Origin of the sequence: Cellulomonas sp. JH27-2, from assembly GCF_014837175.1 — a bacterium.
Taxonomy (GTDB): Bacteria; Actinomycetota; Actinomycetes; order Actinomycetales; family Cellulomonadaceae; genus Cellulomonas.
The window spans coordinates 143,520-162,913 of sequence record NZ_JACYFR010000005.1 but is presented as its reverse complement, the minus strand read 5'-3'; the positions used below and the strand labels follow the sequence as shown (position 1 = coordinate 162,913).

Genomic DNA, 19,394 nt, shown 5'->3' with positions numbered 1-19,394 from the left:
GGTCGCCGACGCGATGCTCAGATCCACCGCCGCAGCTTGAACACGCCGTAGAGCACCACACTCACGACCGCCATCGCCCCCACGGCGAACAAATACCCGTAGCGCCAGTGCAGCTCGGGCATCACGTCGAAGTTCATCCCGTACACGGTCCCGACGAGCGTGGGCGCGAACAGGATGGCGGCCCACGCGGAGATCTTCTTGACCTCCTCGTTCTGGGAGTTGCTGGCTTCGGACAGCGCCTTCATCTCCTCGTTCTGCCGCTGCGCGACGAGCGTGGAGTTGACGGTGAGGATGTCGCGCAGCGCGGCGCGGAAGCCCTCGACGCGCTCGACGGCCTCGGTCACGTGGTCGGCGACGTCGCGCAGGTGGCGCTGGAGCTCGACGTCGACGCCGTACTTGTCGAAGCCGCCGGTCAGCGCGGCGAGGATCTGCTGCAGCGGCCGGGCGCTGCGCAGGAACTCGACGACCTCGCGGGACAGCTCGTAGATGCGGCGCGAGACCTCGAGGCCGCCGGCGAAGACGTCGAATTCGATCTCGTCGATGTCGTTCTCCAGGCCAGCGACGACCGGCGCGTACGCGTCGACGACGGCGTCCAGGATTGCGTAGAGGACGGCCTCCGGGCCGAGCGCGAGGATGTCGGGCTGCGACTCGAGCCGGCGGCGCACGGCCGCGAGGTCCGGGGAGTCGCTGTGCCGGACGGTCGCGACGAAGTCCGGGCCGACGAAGACGTGCAGCTCGCCGAACTCGACCTCCTCGACGTCGTCGAGGTAGCGCGCGGCGCGCAGCACGACGAACAGCGTGTCGCCGTAGCGCTCGAGCTTGGGGCGCTGGTGGGCGACGATCGCGTCCTCGACGGCGAGCTCGTGCAGGTCGAACTCGTCGGCCAGCCGGGCCAGGTCCGACGGCTCCGGCCGGTCCATGCCGATCCACGCCATGCCGCCGGGCCGCGAGCGCAGCGCGCGGAACGTCTCGGCGAGCGAGTCAAAGGTGGCCGTGCGGCGGCCGTCGTCGTAGATCGCGGCGGCGACGAGCGACGCGCGCTGCGGCGACGCGGCCTGTGCGGGCACGGGCGGCACTGCGGGTCCGGGCACGTGCGGTCGGCGAGCGAGCGCGGCCAGCGGTCGGCGCAGACGGGTGGCGGGCATGAGGTGACGGGTCGAGCTCACGGGAGGCTCCCAGCGGTCGGGGTGGATCGCCCGGCCGCCGCCGTCGCGGAGCGCGCGCGTGCGCGCTCGTCGCAGGACGAGTCGGTCAGCCGGTGCAGGGTCGGAGCGCGGGACTACTGGGAGGTTCGCTACGAGTCATGGCGCACCTCCCCGGTCCGGCGGCTCCCGCCGCGCGTTCGTCGCCACCCCGGCGACCGCAGGTCACGGTACTCCCCCGCGACGTGCAGCGACGCACCCGCCGCCTGTCTCGTCGCTCACGCCGCGGTGCGTGTCAGAGGGGCGGCGCAGACTGTGCCCGTGGCGAGATTCGAGAACGACGACCTGACCGACGCCGAGTTCCGCGAGGTCGACCTGACGCGGGCGCGGTTCGTCGGGGTCGTGATGCAGGACGTCGTCGTCGACGGCCTGGTCACCAACCTGGTGGTCAACGGCGTCGAGGTGGGCTCGTACGTCGAGGCCGAGCTGGACCGCAGGCATCCGGTCCGCCTGCTGATCCGGTCCGACGATCCCGCGGACCTGCGCGCAGCCCACCTCGAGCTGTGGGACACCTGGGCCGCCACCGTCTCGCGCCTGCGCGCCATGCCCGCGGGATCGGAACGCCGGCAGGTCGCTGGTGAGTGGTCGGCGCTGGAGACCCTGCGCCACCTCGTCTTCGTGCACGACTCGTGGTTCCGGCGCTGCTGCCTGGGCTCACCCGCGACGTTCACGCCGTTCGGTCTGGCCATCGACGGTGTTCCCGACGACGACGCGCTCGGCCTGGATCCCTCCGCCGAGCCGGATCTCGACGAGGTGCTCGCGGTGCGCACGGAACAGGCCGACGAGCTCGAGCGGTGGTTGGCCGACGTGACACCCGACGAGCTCTCGTCGACCGCGCCCGTCCCCGACGGCCCGGGCTGGCCGCCGTACGCGCGCGGCAAGACCGTCGTCGAGTGCCTGCGCGTGGTGCTGAAGGAGGAGTGGGCCCACCACGGCTTCTGCGTCCGCGACCTCGCCGCGCTCGACGTCTGACGCCTACGACGAAGGCCCGGACCTCATGGTCCGGGCCTTCGTCATTTGTAGCGGGGGCAGGATTTGAACCTGCGACCTCTGGGTTATGAGCCCAGCGAGCTACCGAGCTGCTCCACCCCGCGTCGGCTCCGTAACCATACGTCAGCCACGGAGCCAGGGCCAAATCGGGGCCCTGTGACGAGCGCTACTGCCCCAGTCGCGCCTCCGCGGCCATGGCGGCCTTGACCGCGGCGTCGATGCGGTCCTGGGCCTGGCCGTAGGCGGCGAAGTCGCCCTTGGCGAGGGCCGCGTTGGCGTCCGCGATGGCCGCGTCAGCGTCCTGCAGGGCCTGGTCGAGGTCGGCACGGGCATCGCCGGTGGTCGGCGCGCTGGCCGTGGCCGACGGAGCCGGAGACGCCGTCGTCGTCGGCGCCGGCGTCGCACCGTCGGTCGGCGTCGGCGTGGGGCTGATGGGCGTCGTCGGGCCGGCGCCCTCCCCCGGGTCGACACCGGCGTCGCCGTCGAACACCTGGTTCAACGCCTCACCGAGGGTCGGCGCGAAGCCGACCTTGGAGCCGAAGCCGACGATGACGCGCTGCAGCAGCGGGTAGGACGTGCCGCTCGCGGCCTGCACGTAGACGGGCTGCACGTAGAGCAGACCGCCGCCGACAGGGAGCGTGAGCAGGTTGCCGCGCACCACCGACGAGCCACCGCGGGACAGGATGTTCAGCTCGTTGGAGACCGTGGGGTCGGCGCTGAAGATGTTGTTCATCTGGCCCGGCCCGGGCAGGGTGGAGTTGCGTGGCAGCTCCAGGAGCCTGAGCTTGCCGTAGTCCTCCGAGGGTTTTCCGGCCGTGTCGCCGGCTTCGGCATCGACCGCCAGATACCCCGTGAGCACGTTGCGCGCCCCGTCACCGGCCGGGATGAAGGTGGACATGAGCGAGAAGCTCGCCTCGTCCTGGTCCGGCATCTTCAGCGTCATGTAGTAGGGCGGCTGCGGGATGCCGGCGTGATTCGGGTCGTCGGGCGTGGCCCAGAAGTCGTTGCCGGAGAAGAACTGCGACGCGTTCGCGACGTGGTACTTGGCCAGCAGGGTGCGCTGGACCTTGAACAGGTCCTCCGGGTAGCGGATGTGGCTCATCAGGGCGCCGTCGATCTTGGAGACCGGCTCGAGCGTCGTCGGGAACACCTTCGACCACGCCTTGAGCACCGGGTCGGTGTCGTCCCACGCGTAGAGCGTGACCTTGCCGCTGTATGCGTCGACCGTGGCCTTGACCGAGTTGCGGATGTAGTTCACGGTCTTGGGCTGCAGCGCCTTGATCGTGTTGGTCGACTGCGTGAGCGAGTCGACGGTCGCGTCCTCGAGCGAGCGCGACGCGGCGTAGGGGTACTGGTCGCTGGTGGTGTAGCCGTCGACCATCCAGACGACCCGGCCGTCGACGACCGCCGGGTACACGCGTCCGTCGAGCGTCAGGTAGGGCGCCACCTTGGCGACGCGCTCGCGTGGGCTGCGGTCGTAGAGGATCTGCGACTCGCTGGTGACGCGGTCGGAGAACAGGATCTGCTCGGAGCCGAACTTGATCGCGTACAGCAGCTTGTTCCACGAGCTGCCGATGCTCGGTCCGGCCGAGACGTCCTGCGTCGGGAACGTCGTGTTGGCCGCGCCGTTGTCCTCGGCGTCGTCGGCCGGGTAGTCGAGCTCCCAGGGCTCGGACCCCTCGGGGGCGCCGACGATCGAGTACGTGGGAGACGTCGGACCGAAGTAGATCCGCGGCTCGTAGTCACCCATCTCACCGACCGACGGGATGTTCTTCTCCCAGAAGTCCGGCGAGCCGTCGGAGGCCACCTGGTTGCCGTACGCGGCGGCCACGCCGAACCCGTGCGTGTAGACCGTCGTCTCGTTGGTCCAGTTCCGCTGCTGCGGCAGCAGGCCGGCCAGGTTCAGGTCGCGCACCGCGATCACCGTGTCGCGCTTCTGGCCGTTGATCTCGTACCGGTCCACGGCCAGCGAGTCCGGGAAGAGGTAGAAGTTCTTGGTGGCCTGCAGCTGCTTGAACGACGGGCTGACGATCTGCGGGTCCAGGAGGCGGATCGACGTCGTCGTGTCCGCGTCCGCGCGCAGCGCGTCCTTCTCCGCGGTGACCGTCGCGTCGTAGGGCGTCGTCTCCACGTCACCCAGGCCGTACGCGTCGTTGGTCGCCTCGATGTTGCGTTGGATGTACTCCGACTCCGCGTCCTGCTGGTTGGGCTGGACCTGGAAGCGCTGGACGACGGCCGGGTAGATGCCGCCGACGGCGATGGCGGCCACGATCATGAGCCCCACGCCGATGAGCGGCAGGCGCCAGTTGCCGCGGATCGCGGTCAGGATGAAGGTGACGGCGACGAAGATCGCGATGCCCGCGAGGATCGCCTTGGACGGGATCACGGCGTGCACGTCGGTGTACGCGGCGCCGCCGTCGACCTTGCCGCTGCTGGTCTTGGTCAGGATCGAGTAGCGGTCCAGCCAGTAGTTGCCGGCGATGAGCAGCATGAGCACCGCGCCGATGACGGACATGTGCACGCGGGCGGCGCGCGTGGTGCGCGGCATGTCGCTGCGGGGTCCGCCGATGCGGATGCCGCCGTACAGGTACTGCGTCGCGAGCCCCGCGATGCCGGCCAGGATGACCACGGCCAGCAGGAACGACACGACGAACCGCAGGCCCGGCAGCGTGAACAGGTAGAAGCCGATGTCGATGCCGAACTGGGGGTCCGTCTTGCCGACCTTCCCGCCGTGCATCCACAGCTGGACGGTGGACCACTGCTGCGAGGCGGCGGCGCCGGCGAACAGCCCGACGACGACGGGCGCGACGATCAGCACCAGCTTGCGCAGCGGCTCGACGGCCTCGCGGTACTGGTCGAGGTTGGCCTGCTCCTGCGTGCTGGGCGCGTAGATGGGCCGCGACCGGTAGCCGTACGACAGGCTCCCCCACACCGCCGCCGCCATCACCAGGAACCCGAGCACGAACAGCACGGCGCGCGTGCCCCACTCGGTGCGCAGCACGTTGCCGAAGCCCAGCTGGTCGTACCAGAGGAACTCGGTCCACACCTGCGCCAGGATCAGCACGATCACGACGATCGCGGCCAGCACGATCAGCGTCGGGATCAGGGGTCCGCGGCGGCGGCGCACGCCGGCGGGACGAGGGGGACGGTTCGAGCGGTCGAAGGTCACGGCACTCCCAACGGATCGGTCTGCGCCCAGGTTCCCACATGGAACCCACATCCGGCCCCGATGTTCCAGGCCAGAGCCCCGGGCGCCGAGACAGACGTCTGCGGGTGAGGCAGACGTCTGCAAGGGTCTGCCTCACCCGCAAAGGTCTGTCTCGCCCGGGAGGGCTGGGCGGTGGCGCCAGGGAGCGGGAGGTGGGGGTGACCGGGGTGCGACGATGGGCGGGTGACCGATGCGCCCGAGAACAGCCCCCACCCCGCGACCGCCGACCTCGCCGACGCCGTGCGGGAGGTCGAGCACCACGTCGCGGCCGCCGGCTGGGACGCCCCCGTCCGCGTGTTCGCGCTCGTGCGCACGCAGGCCGCGCTCGCCACCGAGCCGGGTCTGGCCGACCAGCTCGACCCGACCGTGCTGGCGGCCGCCCAGGCTGCACCCTGGCACCTCACGTCGATCGAGCAGGAGGGTCTGCCGGCGGCCGACGACCTCGAGGAGCTGCTGGCCGGCCTGTCGTGGCCGTCGTCGGTGGACGGCGTCGCCGTGACGGTCGAGCGCGTGGTGCTGCCGCCCGATGCGGAGGCCCAGATGCCCGCCGGCACGCAGGAGGCGCTGGACTACCTGCTCGCCCACCCCGACCGCCAGGACGTGCGCCTCGCCGTCGGCGTGCTGCGCGACGGCCCGTCGTGGTGCGCCGTGCGCTCGCGCGCCAACGACGCCGACGACCAGGTGGGGCAGGGTCCGGACCTGGTCCCGGGCCTGGTCACGGCGCTGCGATCGACGCTGGAGTAGCGCGTCAGGACGTGCAAGTCGGCAACGACGCGCCCTTGCCGGCACCGATCGCGGTCATCGCCTCGCGTGCCTCGTGCAGCGTCGAGACCTTCGCGACGTGCAGCCCGTCCGGAACGTGCCCGACGACCTCGTTGCAGTTGCTCGCCGGCGCCAGGAACCAGGTCGCGCCGTCACGTCGGGCGCCCTCGAGCTTCTGCCGGATGCCGCCGATCGCGCCGACGTCACCCGTGATGTCCATGGTCCCGGTGCCGGCGATGACCACCCCGTTCGCCTCGTCCTGCGGCGTCATCTTGTCGATGATCCCGAGCGCGAACATGGTCCCGGCGCTGGGGCCGCCGATGCCGTCGATGCTGATGTCGATGTCCACGGGCATGTCGAACGTCGGGTCGATGAAGACGCCGATCACCGCGCTGCCGTCGTCGGCCTTCCCGGTGACCACGGACAGGTCCTTCGTCTGGCCGTCGCGCTTGACCGTCAGCGTGATCGTGTCGCCCGCGGTGATCTTCGCGAGCTCGTCGAGCAGCGTCTCGTAGTCCGGCACCTTGACGCCGTCGATGGCGACGATGACGTCGCCCTTCTCGACTACGCCGGCGGCCCCTGACTTCGGCACCGTGCCCGCGACCGTCAGCGTGGCAGGCACCTCGTACCCCAGCTCGGTCAGCGCCGCGACGCTCGCGTTCTCCTGCGACGAGACCATCTCCTGCTGGTTCGCGGTGTCGACCTGCTCGCGCGTCTGCGCGGGCGGGAACAGCACCTCGCGCGGCTGCGCGACCGACCACCGCGACGCCCAACCGCTGAGCACGCGCATCACGGTCGACGGGTACCCCGGGCCGCCCGTCGCGGAGACGGTCACCAGGTGGAGCTGCCCGGTCGAGTCGTACGTCTTGGCGCCCGAGATGGAGATGAGCGGCTTGCCGTCCACCTCGCCGAGCACGTCGCGCGTGGGTCCCGGCGAGCTGACCGCGTAGCCCGTGGGGACGACGAGGAGCACGGCGAACAGGATCGAGCTGAGCAGCAGGCTGACAGTGGTCGTGACGGACCGTGCCGAGACGGGCGGTCGCGGTTCGCCGGGGACGACGAAGGGGCCGTCGGCCGGGACGGCGTCCGCACCGCTCACCGGCTGCGACGCAGGATCCGCGTCGCGGGGCAGGTTCTCGGGCGAAGGCTCGTCGGGCACGGGCCGATCATGCCCCACGCTCATGTGCGCCGACGACCGCGCGCCTGCCGCCACACGGCGGCGGTCCCGATGAGCGCGACGGCCGCCCCCGCGGCGCCGAGCGCGGCGGCGTCGCGCGCGCCGAGCCGACGACCCGCGACGCCCAGCCGTCCCTGCACGCCCTCCAGCACGATCTCGAGGCACTGCTCGTTCGAGTACCGGGGCTGCCAGCCCGCCGCCGTCAGGCCGTCGGTCGCCACCGTCCACGGGTAGACGACGAACGCGAGCTCCCCCGCGGGCGCCGGCAGGACCCCGACGCGGTGCAGCCGCTCCGCGGTCCCGAACGCGGTCGCCGCCGCGAGCTCGATCGGCCGCATGCCCGAGGCCTCGGCGACCTGCGCGGCCGACAACGGGTCTGGCGCGCCGACGGTGAGCGGCCCGGTCAGGCCGTGATCCACCGCGAACCGTGCCGCGGACGCGACGTCCTCGACGTGGACGAACTGCCACTCCCGTTCGGCACCCCGCACCGTCAGCAGCCGCGGGGCCTCGAAGTGCCTGGTCACGAACGTGTCCGCGCCGCCGCCCGCGAGCGCCGCGGGCCGCAGCACCGTGATCCTCGGGGTCCGACGACGAGCGGCGCGCGCGACGACGGCCTCGGCGCTCGCCATCGCCGCGATCATCCCGCGGCGCTCCCCCTCGGGCTGGTGCAGGGGGTCGCCGTCGTGGATGAGCGGTCGCTCGGGCCACGCGCCGTGGACCAGCGCGGACGTCACGACGACGACGTGCACGACCTTCGCCTCGCGCGCGGCGGACAAGGTCCGCTGCATCTGCGCGACCAGGACGGCGACCTCGTCGCCGCGCGTCCGGGCCGCGGGCGCCGTCAGGTCCGCGGGGTGGGCGACGACGACGAGCACGCGAAGCCCTTCGAGCGCGCGGTGCGGCTCGGCCTCCGGCAGCTCGTCGAACGTGCGCACCGGACCGTCCCAGACGGCGGTGAGCGCGACGGCCAGCGGGCCCGTGCCCAGCACGGCGACGTCACCACGCGACGCCGGTGACGACGGGTCGGGGCTCGTCGTCCGCTCTGACGCGCGCGCCGCAGGCCGCGACGGACGCCGCGACGACGCCGCCGTGCTGCGCCCTGAGCGAACCTGCTCGTCCACCGTGCTCCGATCCCCCGGCTGCATGGTTACCGTGTGGAGCAGCCGGACCCATCGTCGCAGGAGGTCCCCGTGAGTTCCGACAACCCCGCCGTTCCCGGCCCCGACGGATCGGGCGAGCCGTGGGAGCAGATGCTCCGCGCCATGCTCGGTCCCGGCGCCGACGAGGCCATCCGTGAGCTGCGCGAGCGCGGCATCGACGCCTCGGCCCTGAACAACCTGCCGAGCGACCCCGCCGCGCTGCAGCAGGCGTTCGACCAGATGCAGCGCATGCTCGCGTCGTCGGGCGACGAACCCGTCAACTGGCAGATGGCGCACGACCTGGCACGCCAGCAGGCGTCCGCCGAGGGCGACCCTTCGCTGTCCCCCGCGCAGACCAAGCAGGTGCGTGACGCGCTGGCCGTCGCGGAGCTGTGGCTCGACGCGGCCACCGAGCTGCCGCCCGCCTCCGGCACGCCGCGCGCGTGGAGCCGCGCCGAGTGGGTCGAGGCGACGCTGCCGACGTGGCGCACGCTCACCGAGCCGGTCGCGGCGTCGCTGTCGCAGGCGCTGGTCGCCACGCTCGGGGACGCGATGGGCGACGACGTCGACATGGCGGGGGGCCTCGGCGGCCTCGGCGGCGAGCTGCCCGGCGGCATCGACGCGACCCAGCTGCTGCGGCGGCTCGGCTCCGCCGTCTTCGGCCTGCAGGTGGGCCAGGCGGCGGGCACGCTCGCGCGGGACGTCTTCGGCACCACCGACATCGGCCTGCCGCTGCTCGATTCCCCCACCCCGGCGCTCGTCGCGAGCAACGTCGACGCGTTCGCCGCGGGCCTGGACGCCCCGGTCGACGAGGTGCGACTGTTCCTCGCTCTGCGCGAGGCCGCGGCCACGCGCCTGTTCACGCACGTCCCGTGGCTGCGCGCCCACCTGCTCGCGACGGTCGAGTCGTACGCGCGTGGCATCACGATCGACGCCGACCAGCTCGAGGAGGCCGTGCGCTCGATCGATCCGACCGACGCCGCAGCCCTGCAGCAGGCGCTGTCCGGTGGCGTGTTCGCCCCCCACACCACCCCCGCGCAGCAGGCGGCGCTCGAGCGGCTGGAGACGGCCCTCGCCCTGGTGGAGGGATGGGTCGACGAGGTCGCCTCCGCCGCCGCGATGCCGCACCTGCCCCACACGGTCGCGCTGCGCGAGATGATCCGCCGGCGCCGCGCCGCGGGCGGCCCCGCCGAGCAGACGTTCGCGACGCTCGTCGGGCTCGAGCTGCGGCCCCGCCGCCTGCGCGACGCCGCCGCCCTGTGGGCACGGATCGCCGCCGACAACGGGACCGCCGCGCGCGACGCCGTGTGGGACCACCCGGACCTCATGCCCACGGCCGAGGACCTCGACGACCCCGCCGGCTACGCCACGCGGCGCGCCGCGGCCGTCGACGAGTCCGCGGACCTGGACCGCGCGCTCGCCGAGATCCTCGGCGAGGACCCGGGCGACGACACCCCGCCGCAGAACTAACGCCCGCGCCGCGCGCGCCGAGACCCGCTCGTCGGTTTCGCAGCGCCAGTAGTCGGGTTCCCTCCGAGGTAGTCGGTTGCAGTCGACTACCTCGCGGGAGATCGACTACCGGCGCGGAGAGGTTCGCCGACCGGGGCGCGACCGGGAGCGGCGGCCCTCGACCTGGGTCGAGGGCGCGTCAGGCGTCGGGCGCGTCGGTTGATTCGTCGCCAACCCCGTCGACGTCGGCTGCGTCGTCCGGGTCGGCGTCGTCCGCGCCGTCACCGCGGTACGCGTGGCCCTCCAGGAAGCCCCGGGCACGCTCGGTGCGCGGGTACGCGTCGAGCGCCGCCCAGAACTGCGGCGTGTGGCCGGCGTGCAGCAGGTGCGTCAGCTCGTGCAGCAGCACGTAGTCGAGCACCCAGCGTGGCATGCCGCGGACGCGGTCGGAGATGCGGATGGTGCCGTCGGACGGTGTGCACGAGCCCCAGCGCTTGCCCTGGTTGCTGGACCAGCGCACGCTCGTCGGGACGGCGCGCCCGGCCAGGTAGCGCGCGGAGAGCTCGGCCGCCCGGTCCGCCAGCTGACGGTCCGACGGGCGCCGGCGCTGCTCCTGGGCGGCCAGCCGGGTCACCATCCGGTTGACCCATTCCTTCTCCTGCGCGCGGGAGAACTGGGCGGGGATGGCGATCACCGTGCGCTCGCCCTCGCGCCACGCGCTGACGGTCCGCACGCGCTTGCGCGACCTGCGGACCTCGACCAGCTCGGGAGCGTGCACACCGGCACGGTAGCGCCCGGCACCGACGCCGCGCCCGATTTGAGCCCGCGACATCCCGCGCGAGGGCCTCGATCGGCCTGCGACGGGCGCAAACACGCGCGATCCACCGGCGCGTCACGCTCGAACATCGGACCTGCGGTGTGCTGCCGCGGCTAGGGTTGTTGGCGCTCGGGCAGGTCGATGAGGCCGCCCGGCCGCCGGCCGGCGGAATCCCGGTCCGGTGCACGACACCGAGGGAGGACCGGCGATGGCCGAGACGTATGCAGGCGAGTTCTACTGCGTGAAGTGCAAGGAGAAGCGTGAGGCCGAGGGCGACGTCGTCGTCTCCGAGTCGGGCCGCCGGATGGCGAAGGCCACGTGCCCGGTCTGCGGCACCAAGCTGAACCGCATCCTCGGCAAGGCCTGACGCCTCCGACGTCTGACACCCAGACACGCCCGAGGGGCGCCGTCCACCCGGACGGCGCCCCTCGTCGCGTCTGCGCTCCTTCGTCCGGTCGACGTCACCCGGTCACGGCCTGTGGATGACGGCGGCCGTCGACGAGCCGGCGGTGGCAGTCTGGCGCGGTCGTCGAGGGAGGGCCGATGCGGCTGCGAGAAGGACTGCGGGTGGTGCGACGGGCGGACGACGAGGTCCAGGTCGGCACCGACCCGCGCTGGGCGGTACGCGTCGGTGACCTGCGGCCCGACGAGGTCGCCGCGCTCGTCGCCGTCGACGCCGAAGCGGGCCACCGCACGTTGCCGATCGGCACCGAGCGGCTGCGCGAGGTGGCCCACCAGCTCGACCAAGCGCACCTCGCCACGTCCCGCACCGCGTCCCGCGTCCGCCGCGGCCCCGGCGCGTACGACGTCGCGGCGTGGGACCTGGTGGACGGCACCGGGCGCGAACGGATGGCGCGGCGTGCGGCGGCCGGCGTGGGGGTCCTCGGCCTGGGGCCGACGGGGCTGAGCGCGGCCCTGCACCTCGCCGCGGTCGGCGTCGGCACGGTGCTGGTCGACGACGACCGCCCGGTCCGCTCGCTCGACGTCGGCCCGTGGGGCTACCGCTGGGAGGACGTCGGCGTCGAGCGGACGGTCGTGGCCGCCCGGATCCTGCGCGACGTCGCGCCCGACGTCGCCCTCGAGTCCACGCGCGCCCCCGACGTGCTGGTCGTCGTCGAGCACGGCGCCGCCGACCCCGTCCGGGCCGCGCTGCTGCTGTCCGAGGGGGTGCCGCACCTGTCGGTGCTGGTCAGGGAGGCGGACGTCGTTGTCGGGCCGCTCGTCACGCGGACCGGCGCGCCGTGCCTGCACTGCGTCGAGCTGCACCACAGCGACCTGGACCCGGCGTGGGGGCGGGTCGCCGACGCGATCGCCCGGCCCGCCCGCGATGGCGCGGAGGGCACCGTCCTCGCGTCGGTGGCCGGGGCCGTCGCGTCCGCGGCGGTCGTCGACCACCTCGACACGGGTGCCCGGCTGGCGGCGAGCTACGAGATCGGTCTGCCCGACGCCGTCCCCCGCAGACGCGACTGGGCGGCGCACCCCTCCTGCGGGTGCGCCGCCCAGTCGTCCTGAGTGGTGCCGAGCTGCGCGCGCGGTGCGATGCGCGCGCGTCGCCGTCACGCGACGGCCGCGTCCTTGCGCGGCCGACCACGGCCACGCTTGGTCGCGACGACGACGCCGCCGATGAATACCTGCCCGCCCCAGACGCCCCACGGCTCGGCACGCTCGATCGCGCCGGCCAGGCAACCCTCGACGAGCGGGCACTCACGGCACAGGGCCTTGGCCTGCTCCACCTGGGAGGTCTGCTCGGCGAACCAGAGCTCGGGGTCGTTGGAACGGCACGGGATGAAGTCGGCGACGAGCTGGTCGAAACGACTGTTCTCGTCGGTGGTCGTGACAGCGGCCGCGGTCGGCCACGCGCCGGAACCGGTCCGGTCGGTGTCGAGCAGGGTCGTGAGCCGCACGATGTCCTCCTGATGTCCTTGCTGGTGGATCGAGGTCTGCTGGGATCAGAGCCTTCGACCCCCGGAATCAGGGGAAAGAAGAAGGCCGCGGATCCGGTGACGGACTCCGCGGCCTGGTGACGTGCTGTCAGGTCAGGACGGGAATCCGAGATCGGGGATCGGTCGTGGGGGCCGTGTGGCGCTTGCTGCCGCGCTCATCGATGGCGAATCCATCGATGGAGATCGCCTTGACGGAGACCTCACCGAGGGTGAAACCACCGCGAGCGGCGCCGCCGAAGGCGGACGTCGGCAGCAGCGGCTGCTGCCAACCGGCCTGCACACCGGCGACGGGCACACTGCGCCCCTGGAACGTCATGGACGTGGGCGCGATAGAGCGCTGGCGCGGCTCGAACGCATACGTCGACGTCGTCGTGTTCTTCATCGCGGCTCCACCTCCCTTCGTCTCCCTGGCCCCGCCCACCGTCGTGGCGCGACCGACCTCGCTCTGCAAGGACAGGAACACCCTAGGCAACCGCCCGAGGTGCGGACAACCGAATTAACAAGTTTTTCCTGACGAGTTTTTCTCGCCGCTCCAGGAAGCCTGCGCGTCGGCCACGACCTGCAGGATCGACTCCCCCACACTCACCAGCGTCAGCTGCCCGATCCCCCGTACCTCGGCCAGCTCCTCGAGCGTGCGCGGCCCACGGGCGGCGACGGCCTCGAGCGCCGTCGTGGTCAGTACCCGGGTCGGCACCACACCCGTCTGCCGGGCCTGCTCGACCCGCCAGTCCACCAGCCGGTCCGCGATCCGCCGCGCGGCCGGGTCGTCGCTGACCTCGCGGCGCGGCGAGGTCTGGGCGGTGGTCCGACCCTCGTCGGGCCACAGGGGCTTGAGGAACCTCGACAGCGACCGGTTGGGACGCCCGCCCGGCATGCGCGAACGGGCCCAGGACAGCTGCAGGTGCTCTCGGGCCCGGGTGATCCCGACGTACAGCAGCCGCCGCTCCTCGGCGACGGCCGCGGGCGAGTCCGCGAGGCTCGTCGGCATCAGCCCCTCGCTCATCCCCGCCAGGAAGACGGCGTCCCACTCGAGGCCCTTCGCCGCATGCAACGACGCCAGCGTGACCCCCTCCACGGTGGGCGCGTGCTGGGCGGCGGCACGCTCCACCAGCTCCGCGACGAAGTCGGCGACGGTCGCGGTGGGGGTGCCGGCCGCCAGCTCGTCCGCGAGCGACACGAGCGCGTTGAGCGCGTCCCACCGCTCCCGGGCGGCCCCGCGCGTCGCGGGGGGCTCGGCCGTCCAGTGCGCGGCCACGAGGATGTCGCGCACCGACTGCGGCATCGGCAGGTCGGGATCGGCGGACCTGGCGCCACCGCGGAGCAGCACCAGCGCGTCGCGCACGTCGCGCCGGGCGAAGAACCGCTCGCCGCCGCGGACCTGGTACCCGATGCCCGCGCTCGACAGCGCCTCCTCGAACGCCTCCGACTGCGCGTTGGTGCGGTAGAGGATCGCGATCTCGCTGGGCCGTGTGCCGGCTGCGATCAACCGGCCCGCCGCCGCCGCGAGCGCGGCCGCCTCGTCGTCGTCGTCCGCGTACGTCGCGTACCGCACCTCGGGACCGTCCGGGCGCTGGGCGCGCAGCTCCAGCGGTGCGGGACCGCCCGCACGCCGGGTCGCGTCGATCACCCGGTTCGCCAGGCCGACCACCTGCGGCGTGGAGCGGTAGTCGCGCACGAGCCGCACCACCTGGGCGCCCTTGTGGGACGCCGCGAACGTGGTCAGGTGGTGCGGGGTGGCGCCCGCGAACGAGTAGATCGTCTGGCTCGGGTCGCCCACGACGCACAGCTCGTGCCGGTCGCCCAACCACTGGTCCAGGAGGTACTGCTGCAGCGGGCTGACGTCCTGGTACTCGTCGACGACGAAGTGCCGGTACTGCCCCCGCACCTCGTCGGCCAGGTCGCGGCGCTCGGCGAGCATGGCCGCGAGCAGCAGCAGCACGTCCTCGAAGTCGATCACCGACCGCTCGTCCTTGACCGCCTCGTACGCCGTCATCAGCCGGGCGATCGCGAGCGGGTCGTTGCCTCCCGGGACGACGCGGTCCACGGCAGCCACCGCCTTGGCGTAGTCGTCGGCCACGACGAGCGAGACCTTGGCCCACTCCAGCTCGGACGCGAGGTCGCGCACGGCCGTGCGGTCCACCGCGATGCCCACGCGGCGCGCCGCCTCGGCGACGAGCTGCGCCTTCTGCTCGAGGATCCGCGGCGGGGCACCGCCCACGACCTTCGGCCAGAAGAACCCCAGCTGGCGCAGGGCAGCCGCGTGGAAGGTCCGGGCCTGGACGCCCCCGGCGCCGAGCGCGCGCAGGCGGGTGCGCATCTCCCCGGCTGCACGCGCGGTGAAGGTCACGGCAAGGACGTTGTTCGGTTTGTAGACGCCCGCGGCGATGCCGTAGGCGATCCGGTGGGTGATGGCGCGCGTCTTGCCCGTGCCCGCACCCGCGAGCACGCAGACGGGACCGCGCAACGCGGTGGCGACGGCCCGCTGCTCGGGGTCGAGCGCGGCCAGGAGATCGTCGGCGGACATCGCGCACAGTCTGGCAGCCGGGACCGACACACCCGCCCGCCGCCCACAGGCCGCTCGCCGCGCGCGGGAATCGCGCGGGAATGAGGATCGCCGTCGTCGTGGTTGTGCTGCACGGTCCCGACGACGGGACCACAGCATCCCCCGCACCGACGAAGAGGATCCGATGTCCGACACGACGCAGACCGAGCTGCCCGCGAACGAGCTGCCCGACCCCGGCACGATCACCATGTACTCGACGACGTGGTGCGGGTACTGCCGCCGCCTCAAGACGCAGCTCGACTCGGTGGGCATCGGCTACACGGAGATCGACATCGAGGACCACCCCGACGCCGCGGCGCTCGTCGCGTCGCTCAACGGCGGCAACCAGACCGTGCCGACCGTGATCTTCCCGGACGGCAGCGCCGCCACGAACCCGTCGCTCGTCGAGGTCCGCCAGCGCGTCGGCGCCTGACGTCGCCTCAGCCCGACGTCAGACGGGCAGCGGCCCGCCGAACCACGTCTCGACGAGGGCGCGCGCGATCGACGAGCGCCCCGGCGGGATCACGTCGCCCGCGCGGACGGCGGCGGTCAGCTCGTCGCGCGTGAACCACCGCGCGTCCACCAGCTCGACCCCGTCCGGGTGCAGGGACGTCGTGGTCGCGCGCCCGACGAAGCCGACCATGAGTGAGGCCGGGAACGGCCACGGCTGGCTGCCGAGGTACTCGACGTCGCCGACGACGACGCCGACCTCCTCGGCGACCTCACGCCGCACCGCGTTCTCGAGCGACTCCCCCGGCTCGACGAAGCCGGCGAGCGTGGACCAGCGGTTCTCCGCCCAGGCCGCTGCCCGGCCCAGCAGCAGCCGGTCGTCGTCGTCGACGATCGCCATGATCACCGCGGGGTCCGTGCGCGGGTAGTGCTCGGAGGAGTCGACGACGCACCGGCGCACCCAGCCGGCCTGGACCACGTCCGTCTCCGCGCCGCAGCGGGGGCAGCGCGGGTGGCGGGCGTGCCACGCGTCGAGCGCGACGGCCGTCGTCGCCAGGCCGGCCTCGAGCGCCGGGAGGTCGGCGCCCACCTGGCGCAGCGCGACGAAGTCGTCGGGGCCGTGCGCCCGGGACCCCGACCGGTGGACCAGGACGTCCGCGGCCGCGCCGCGGGCGGGCGGGGTCCGGTCGGTGGGGACGCGGACGGCCAGGTACGTCGTGCCGTCGTGCTCGCCGAGCAGCAGCCAGGACGCGTCGTCGCTCGCCCACTGCGCGGCCTCGCCGGCCGGGATCAGGGCGAGCCCACCGTCCGCACCCAGCACCTGCCCGTCCGCCACCAGGACCACGCGGGTCGACGAGTCGTCGCGGGCCGCTGCGAGCGCCTGCGGGTCGCCCCGCCGCTCGGCGGCCCGGTCGGCCAGCGCACGGGACAGGGGCAGCTCGTCAGACCTCACCCGGCAACCGTACGGCTCCGTGCCGACGGACCGCCGCGGGAGCCGGCCGGAGTCCACGGCCGGCATCGGGCGCCGCACGGACGTTGCCGGACGAACCGGGCAGACACGCCGCGCGGTGCACCGTGCTCGCACGCCTGCACGCCTACGCTGGGCCCGTGCCTCGCTCCCCTCTCGCCCTCGCCGCCCTGGCGACGGTCGCCGTGCCCGGACTGGACGCGTTCGACGTCCGCCGCCCCGCGCACCCGGGGACCGACTTCGACATCGCGGTGGTCATCGACTCGACCCGTCGTCGCTGGGTGGTCCGCGCCCCGGTCCACGCCGCCGCGGGCGCCGCCCTCGAGGCGGAGGTCGTCCTGCTCGAGGCGCTGGGCGCTGCTGCCGAGGCGGGCGACCTCCCGTTCTCGGTCCCGCGTCCCGTCGGCTTCGCCCACCTCCCCGAGGGCGGGCGGGCGACCGTGCACTCCGAGATCCAGGGCCGCACGCTCGCGTTGTCCCAGCTCACACCCGGTCCGGGGTTGTCGGCGTCGGTCGGCCGCGCCATCGCCGCCGTCCACGAGCTGCCGCCGTCCGTCGTCGAGGACGCCGGCCTGCCCGTCTACGACGCCGAGACCTACCGCGCCCGCCGCCAGGCCGAGGTCGACGAGGCGGCGCGCACCGGTCGTGTCCCCGCGACGCTGCTGCGCCGGTGGGAGCAGCGGCTCGAGGACGTCTCGCTGTGGCGGTTCCGGCCCGTCGTCGTGCACGGCGACCTGACCAACGAGCGGATCCTGGTCCGCGACGGCGAGGTCAGCGGCATCCTGCACTGGGGTGACGCGTGCGTCGCCGACCCCGCCGACGACCTCGCGTCGATCCTCGTCGCGGCGCCGCCCGAGTCGACCGACTCGATCCTGGAGGCCTACCAGCTGCGCCGCACCGAGCTCCTCGACCCCCACCTGGTCGACCGGGCGCTCCTCGTCGGCGAGCTCGCCCTGGCGCGCTGGCTCCTGTACGGCGTGCGGTCCGGGAGCGCGGACATCGTCGAGGACGCCGTCGGGATGCTCGAGGACCTCGACGCCCACACGCGATCGCTCGAGCTGGCCGACGCCGAGCCGTCGCTGGCCTGACGCGCACGTCGCCCGTCCCGTCTCAGCAGCACGTCAGGAGCACGCATGTCCCTCGTCCGGGTGCACAACTTCTCGATCTCGCTCGACGGCTTCGGCACAGGCGAGGGCCAGACCCTCGAGGCGCCGTTCGGTCACGCCGGGCACCGGCTGATGGCGTGGGCGTTCGGGACGCGCACCTTCCGCGCCATGGGCCTGCCCGGCGACACCGAGGCGTCGTTCGGTGTCGACGAGTCGTTCGCGAGCCAGTGGGCGCCCGGGATCGGCGCCGAGATCATGGGGCGCAACAAGTTCAGCCCCCACCGCGGCCCGCACGACGACGAGTGGACGGGCTGGTGGGGCGACGACCCCGTGTTCCACACCCCCGTCGTCGTGCTGACACACCACCCGCGGCCCGTCCTGGAGATGGAGGGCGGCACCACGTTCCACTTCGTCGACGCCGACCCGGCGACCGCGCTCGCCAAGGCCCGTGAGCTGGCCGGTGACCTGGACGTGCGGATCGGCGGCGGTGTCAGCACCGTGCGGCAGTTCCTCGAGGCCGACCTCATCGACCACCTGCACGTCGTCGTCGTGCCGATCGTCCTGGGACGCGGCGAGCGCCTGTGGGACGGGCTCGAGGCGCTCGAGGACCGCTTCGACATCGAGTCGACGCCGTCGCCGTCGGGCGTCACCCACCTGATCCTCAGCCGCCGCCCGCGCGCGTAGCCCGGCCGCCGCGCGCGAGTAGCCCGGCCGCCCCGCGCGAGTAGCCCGGCCGCCCCGCGGCAGCGAGTCACAGCCACGTCGTCGCGAGCCACACCTCGACCCCGGCCAACGCGAGCAGCGCCAGGTTCAACCCGATCATGCGGGCCTCGCCGCGCACGACGTGCACGGTGATCCCGCCGAGCTGCACGAGGACCAGACCTGCCGCCGCCGCCAGCGCGAGCCCGACGGCGATGCCGGTGAGCGGCGGCAGCACGAGACCGACGGCGCCCGCGAGCTCCAGCCCCCCGATCGTCCTCACCGCCCACGAGGGGGTGGCCGTCACCCACCCCATCATGGGCGCCAACCGCTCGCGGCTGCGCGCCACCTTGAGCCAGCCCGAGTACGCGTAGAAGATCGCCAGCAAGGCGGCGACGATCCAGTAGGCGACGTGCACGATGTCTCCGATCTCCGAGGTCGGTTACTCTCCGTAACCGGCCCATGGTGCGCCGGCGCGAGCCCGCGTACAAAAGGCACACGCGTGTACGTGACTCACCGCGAGAGGAACCGATGGAATCCGAGCCGACGAGCTCCCAGGCAGGGACGCCGTACGAGCGCACCTGCACGATCCGCGGCGACGGCGGTCGTGCGATCCGGGCCGTCCTGGACCGTGTGGCCGACAAGTGGACGCTGCTGGTCGTCGCCACGCTGGCGTCGGGACGCATGCGCTTCACCGAGCTCCACCGCCATGTCCCCGGGGTCTCCCAGCGCATGCTCTCGCTCACGCTGCGCAACCTCGAGCGCGACGGCCTCGCCACGCGCACGGCTTACGCCGAGGTGCCGCCACGGGTGGAGTACGACCTCACACCGATGGGCCGCAGCCTCATCGCTCCCGCACTCACGCTCGCGAGCTGGGCCATCGAGAACAACACCGACATCGAGATGAGCCGGGCGGCCTACGACGCCCGCACACCCTGACCCG

Annotated in this window: 19 protein-coding genes and 1 tRNA gene; 9 read left to right on the top strand and 11 right to left on the bottom strand. The window is 73.2% G+C overall.

The window, feature by feature from the left end; all coding sequences use genetic code 11:
- Positions 1 to 17 precede the first annotated feature (17 nt).
- Positions 18 to 1,145, bottom strand: a complete 1,128-nt coding sequence (locus tag IC607_RS15260) for a magnesium and cobalt transport protein CorA (protein ID WP_191788409.1) — start codon at positions 1,143 to 1,145, stop codon at positions 18 to 20.
- 318 nt (positions 1,146 to 1,463) lie between these two features.
- Here IC607_RS15260 and IC607_RS15255 point away from each other — a divergent pair, with 318 nt between their 5' ends.
- The gene (locus tag IC607_RS15255; protein ID WP_370526304.1) at positions 1,464 to 2,174 is read left to right on the top strand and encodes a DinB family protein; all 711 of its coding nucleotides are present in this window, start codon (positions 1,464 to 1,466) and stop codon (positions 2,172 to 2,174) included.
- 48 nt (positions 2,175 to 2,222) lie between these two features.
- Here IC607_RS15255 and IC607_RS15250 read toward each other — a convergent pair.
- Positions 2,223 to 2,296 (bottom strand) — tRNA-Met (locus IC607_RS15250).
- Positions 2,297 to 2,358: 62 nt separating this feature from the next.
- On the bottom strand, positions 2,359 to 5,361 hold the full coding sequence (locus IC607_RS15245) for a UPF0182 family protein (protein WP_370526303.1): 3,003 nt from the start codon (positions 5,359 to 5,361) through the stop codon (positions 2,359 to 2,361).
- A 222-nt stretch (positions 5,362 to 5,583) separates the two neighbouring features.
- Here IC607_RS15245 and IC607_RS15240 point away from each other — a divergent pair, with 222 nt between their 5' ends.
- Entirely contained in the window at positions 5,584 to 6,144 is a 561-nt protein-coding gene (locus tag IC607_RS15240; protein WP_191788263.1) for a PPA1309 family protein, read from the top strand.
- Positions 6,145 to 6,148: 4 nt separating this feature from the next.
- Here IC607_RS15240 and IC607_RS15235 read toward each other — a convergent pair whose 3' ends face one another.
- Both IC607_RS15235 and IC607_RS15230 read right to left on the bottom strand, forming a co-directional pair.
- Positions 6,149 to 7,321, bottom strand: a complete 1,173-nt coding sequence (locus tag IC607_RS15235) for a PDZ domain-containing protein (protein WP_370526302.1) — start codon at positions 7,319 to 7,321, stop codon at positions 6,149 to 6,151.
- Positions 7,322 to 7,341: 20 nt separating this feature from the next.
- The gene (locus IC607_RS15230) at positions 7,342 to 8,460 is read right to left on the bottom strand and encodes an NAD-dependent epimerase/dehydratase family protein (protein ID WP_370526301.1); all 1,119 of its coding nucleotides are present in this window, start codon (positions 8,458 to 8,460) and stop codon (positions 7,342 to 7,344) included.
- A gap of 129 nt (positions 8,461 to 8,589) precedes the next feature.
- On the opposite strand from IC607_RS15230, the gene IC607_RS15225 reads away from it, so the two are divergent.
- Entirely contained in the window at positions 8,590 to 9,948 is a 1,359-nt protein-coding gene (locus IC607_RS15225) for a zinc-dependent metalloprotease (RefSeq protein WP_191788406.1), read from the top strand.
- 178 nt (positions 9,949 to 10,126) lie between these two features.
- On the opposite strand, the gene IC607_RS15220 is transcribed toward IC607_RS15225, so the two are convergent.
- Positions 10,127 to 10,705 (bottom strand): YgjP-like metallopeptidase domain-containing protein, encoded by a 579-nt coding sequence (locus IC607_RS15220; protein WP_370526300.1) that lies wholly within the window; start codon positions 10,703 to 10,705, stop codon positions 10,127 to 10,129.
- A gap of 247 nt (positions 10,706 to 10,952) precedes the next feature.
- On the opposite strand from IC607_RS15220, the gene IC607_RS15215 reads away from it, so the two are divergent.
- On the top strand, positions 10,953 to 11,111 hold the full coding sequence (locus IC607_RS15215; RefSeq protein ID WP_191788260.1) for a DUF5679 domain-containing protein: 159 nt from the start codon (positions 10,953 to 10,955) through the stop codon (positions 11,109 to 11,111).
- A 176-nt stretch (positions 11,112 to 11,287) separates the two neighbouring features.
- Positions 11,288 to 12,256 (top strand): ThiF family adenylyltransferase, encoded by a 969-nt coding sequence (locus tag IC607_RS15210; protein WP_191788259.1) that lies wholly within the window; start codon positions 11,288 to 11,290, stop codon positions 12,254 to 12,256.
- A 44-nt stretch (positions 12,257 to 12,300) separates the two neighbouring features.
- Here the strand turns inward: IC607_RS15210 and IC607_RS15205 are convergent, their stop codons facing one another.
- The 3 genes from IC607_RS15205 to IC607_RS15195 all read right to left on the bottom strand — a co-directional run bounded on the left by IC607_RS15205 (position 12,301) and on the right by IC607_RS15195 (position 15,211).
- Positions 12,301 to 12,648 (bottom strand): WhiB family transcriptional regulator, encoded by a 348-nt coding sequence (locus IC607_RS15205; protein WP_191788258.1) that lies wholly within the window; start codon positions 12,646 to 12,648, stop codon positions 12,301 to 12,303.
- A gap of 127 nt (positions 12,649 to 12,775) precedes the next feature.
- Complete coding sequence (locus IC607_RS15200; RefSeq protein ID WP_191788257.1) at positions 12,776 to 13,069, bottom strand: hypothetical protein; 294 nt, start codon at positions 13,067 to 13,069, stop codon at positions 12,776 to 12,778.
- 114 nt (positions 13,070 to 13,183) lie between these two features.
- On the bottom strand, positions 13,184 to 15,211 hold the full coding sequence (locus IC607_RS15195; RefSeq protein WP_191788256.1) for an ATP-dependent helicase: 2,028 nt from the start codon (positions 15,209 to 15,211) through the stop codon (positions 13,184 to 13,186).
- A 163-nt stretch (positions 15,212 to 15,374) separates the two neighbouring features.
- Here IC607_RS15195 and IC607_RS15190 point away from each other — a divergent pair, with 163 nt between their 5' ends.
- Positions 15,375 to 15,662: a mycoredoxin gene (locus IC607_RS15190; RefSeq protein ID WP_191788255.1), complete on the top strand. Its 288-nt coding sequence runs from the start codon at positions 15,375 to 15,377 to the stop codon at positions 15,660 to 15,662.
- A gap of 18 nt (positions 15,663 to 15,680) precedes the next feature.
- Here IC607_RS15190 and nudC read toward each other — a convergent pair whose 3' ends face one another.
- Positions 15,681 to 16,631 (bottom strand): NAD(+) diphosphatase, encoded by a 951-nt coding sequence (gene nudC, locus IC607_RS15185; RefSeq protein WP_370526299.1) that lies wholly within the window; start codon positions 16,629 to 16,631, stop codon positions 15,681 to 15,683.
- Between the two features lie 155 nt (positions 16,632 to 16,786).
- Between nudC and IC607_RS15180 the strand changes: the two genes are divergently transcribed.
- Together IC607_RS15180 and IC607_RS15175 are read left to right on the top strand one after the other, a co-directional pair.
- Positions 16,787 to 17,734, top strand: a complete 948-nt coding sequence (locus IC607_RS15180; RefSeq protein WP_191788253.1) for a phosphotransferase — start codon at positions 16,787 to 16,789, stop codon at positions 17,732 to 17,734.
- A 45-nt stretch (positions 17,735 to 17,779) separates the two neighbouring features.
- Positions 17,780 to 18,436: a dihydrofolate reductase family protein gene (locus IC607_RS15175; RefSeq protein WP_191788252.1), complete on the top strand. Its 657-nt coding sequence runs from the start codon at positions 17,780 to 17,782 to the stop codon at positions 18,434 to 18,436.
- Between the two features lie 67 nt (positions 18,437 to 18,503).
- On the opposite strand, the gene IC607_RS15170 is transcribed toward IC607_RS15175, so the two are convergent.
- The gene (locus tag IC607_RS15170) at positions 18,504 to 18,869 is read right to left on the bottom strand and encodes a DoxX family protein (protein ID WP_191788251.1); all 366 of its coding nucleotides are present in this window, start codon (positions 18,867 to 18,869) and stop codon (positions 18,504 to 18,506) included.
- A 113-nt stretch (positions 18,870 to 18,982) separates the two neighbouring features.
- On the opposite strand from IC607_RS15170, the gene IC607_RS15165 reads away from it, so the two are divergent.
- On the top strand, positions 18,983 to 19,390 hold the full coding sequence (locus IC607_RS15165) for a helix-turn-helix domain-containing protein (RefSeq protein ID WP_191788250.1): 408 nt from the start codon (positions 18,983 to 18,985) through the stop codon (positions 19,388 to 19,390).
- Positions 19,391 to 19,394: the final 4 nt, after the last annotated feature.

Excerpts from the sequence above, each read along its gene's own strand:
- IC607_RS15210 (WP_191788259.1), top strand. The coding sequence starts at position 11,288 with ATGCGGCTGCGAGAAGGACTGCGGGTGGTGCGACGGGCGGACGACGAG.
- IC607_RS15175 (WP_191788252.1), top strand. The coding sequence starts at position 17,780 with ATGTCCCTCGTCCGGGTGCACAACTTCTCGATCTCGCTCGACGGCTTC.
- IC607_RS15215 (WP_191788260.1), top strand. The coding sequence starts at position 10,953 with ATGGCCGAGACGTATGCAGGCGAGTTCTACTGCGTGAAGTGCAAGGAG.
- IC607_RS15165 (WP_191788250.1), top strand. The coding sequence starts at position 18,983 with ATGGAATCCGAGCCGACGAGCTCCCAGGCAGGGACGCCGTACGAGCGC.
- IC607_RS15260 (WP_191788409.1), bottom strand. The coding sequence starts at position 1,145 with ATGCCCGCCACCCGTCTGCGCCGACCGCTGGCCGCGCTCGCTCGCCGA.
- IC607_RS15200 (WP_191788257.1), bottom strand. The coding sequence starts at position 13,069 with ATGAAGAACACGACGACGTCGACGTATGCGTTCGAGCCGCGCCAGCGC.
- IC607_RS15195 (WP_191788256.1), bottom strand. The coding sequence starts at position 15,211 with ATGTCCGCCGACGATCTCCTGGCCGCGCTCGACCCCGAGCAGCGGGCC.
- IC607_RS15225 (WP_191788406.1), top strand. The coding sequence starts at position 8,590 with ATGCTCCGCGCCATGCTCGGTCCCGGCGCCGACGAGGCCATCCGTGAG.
- IC607_RS15190 (WP_191788255.1), top strand. The coding sequence starts at position 15,375 with ATGTCCGACACGACGCAGACCGAGCTGCCCGCGAACGAGCTGCCCGAC.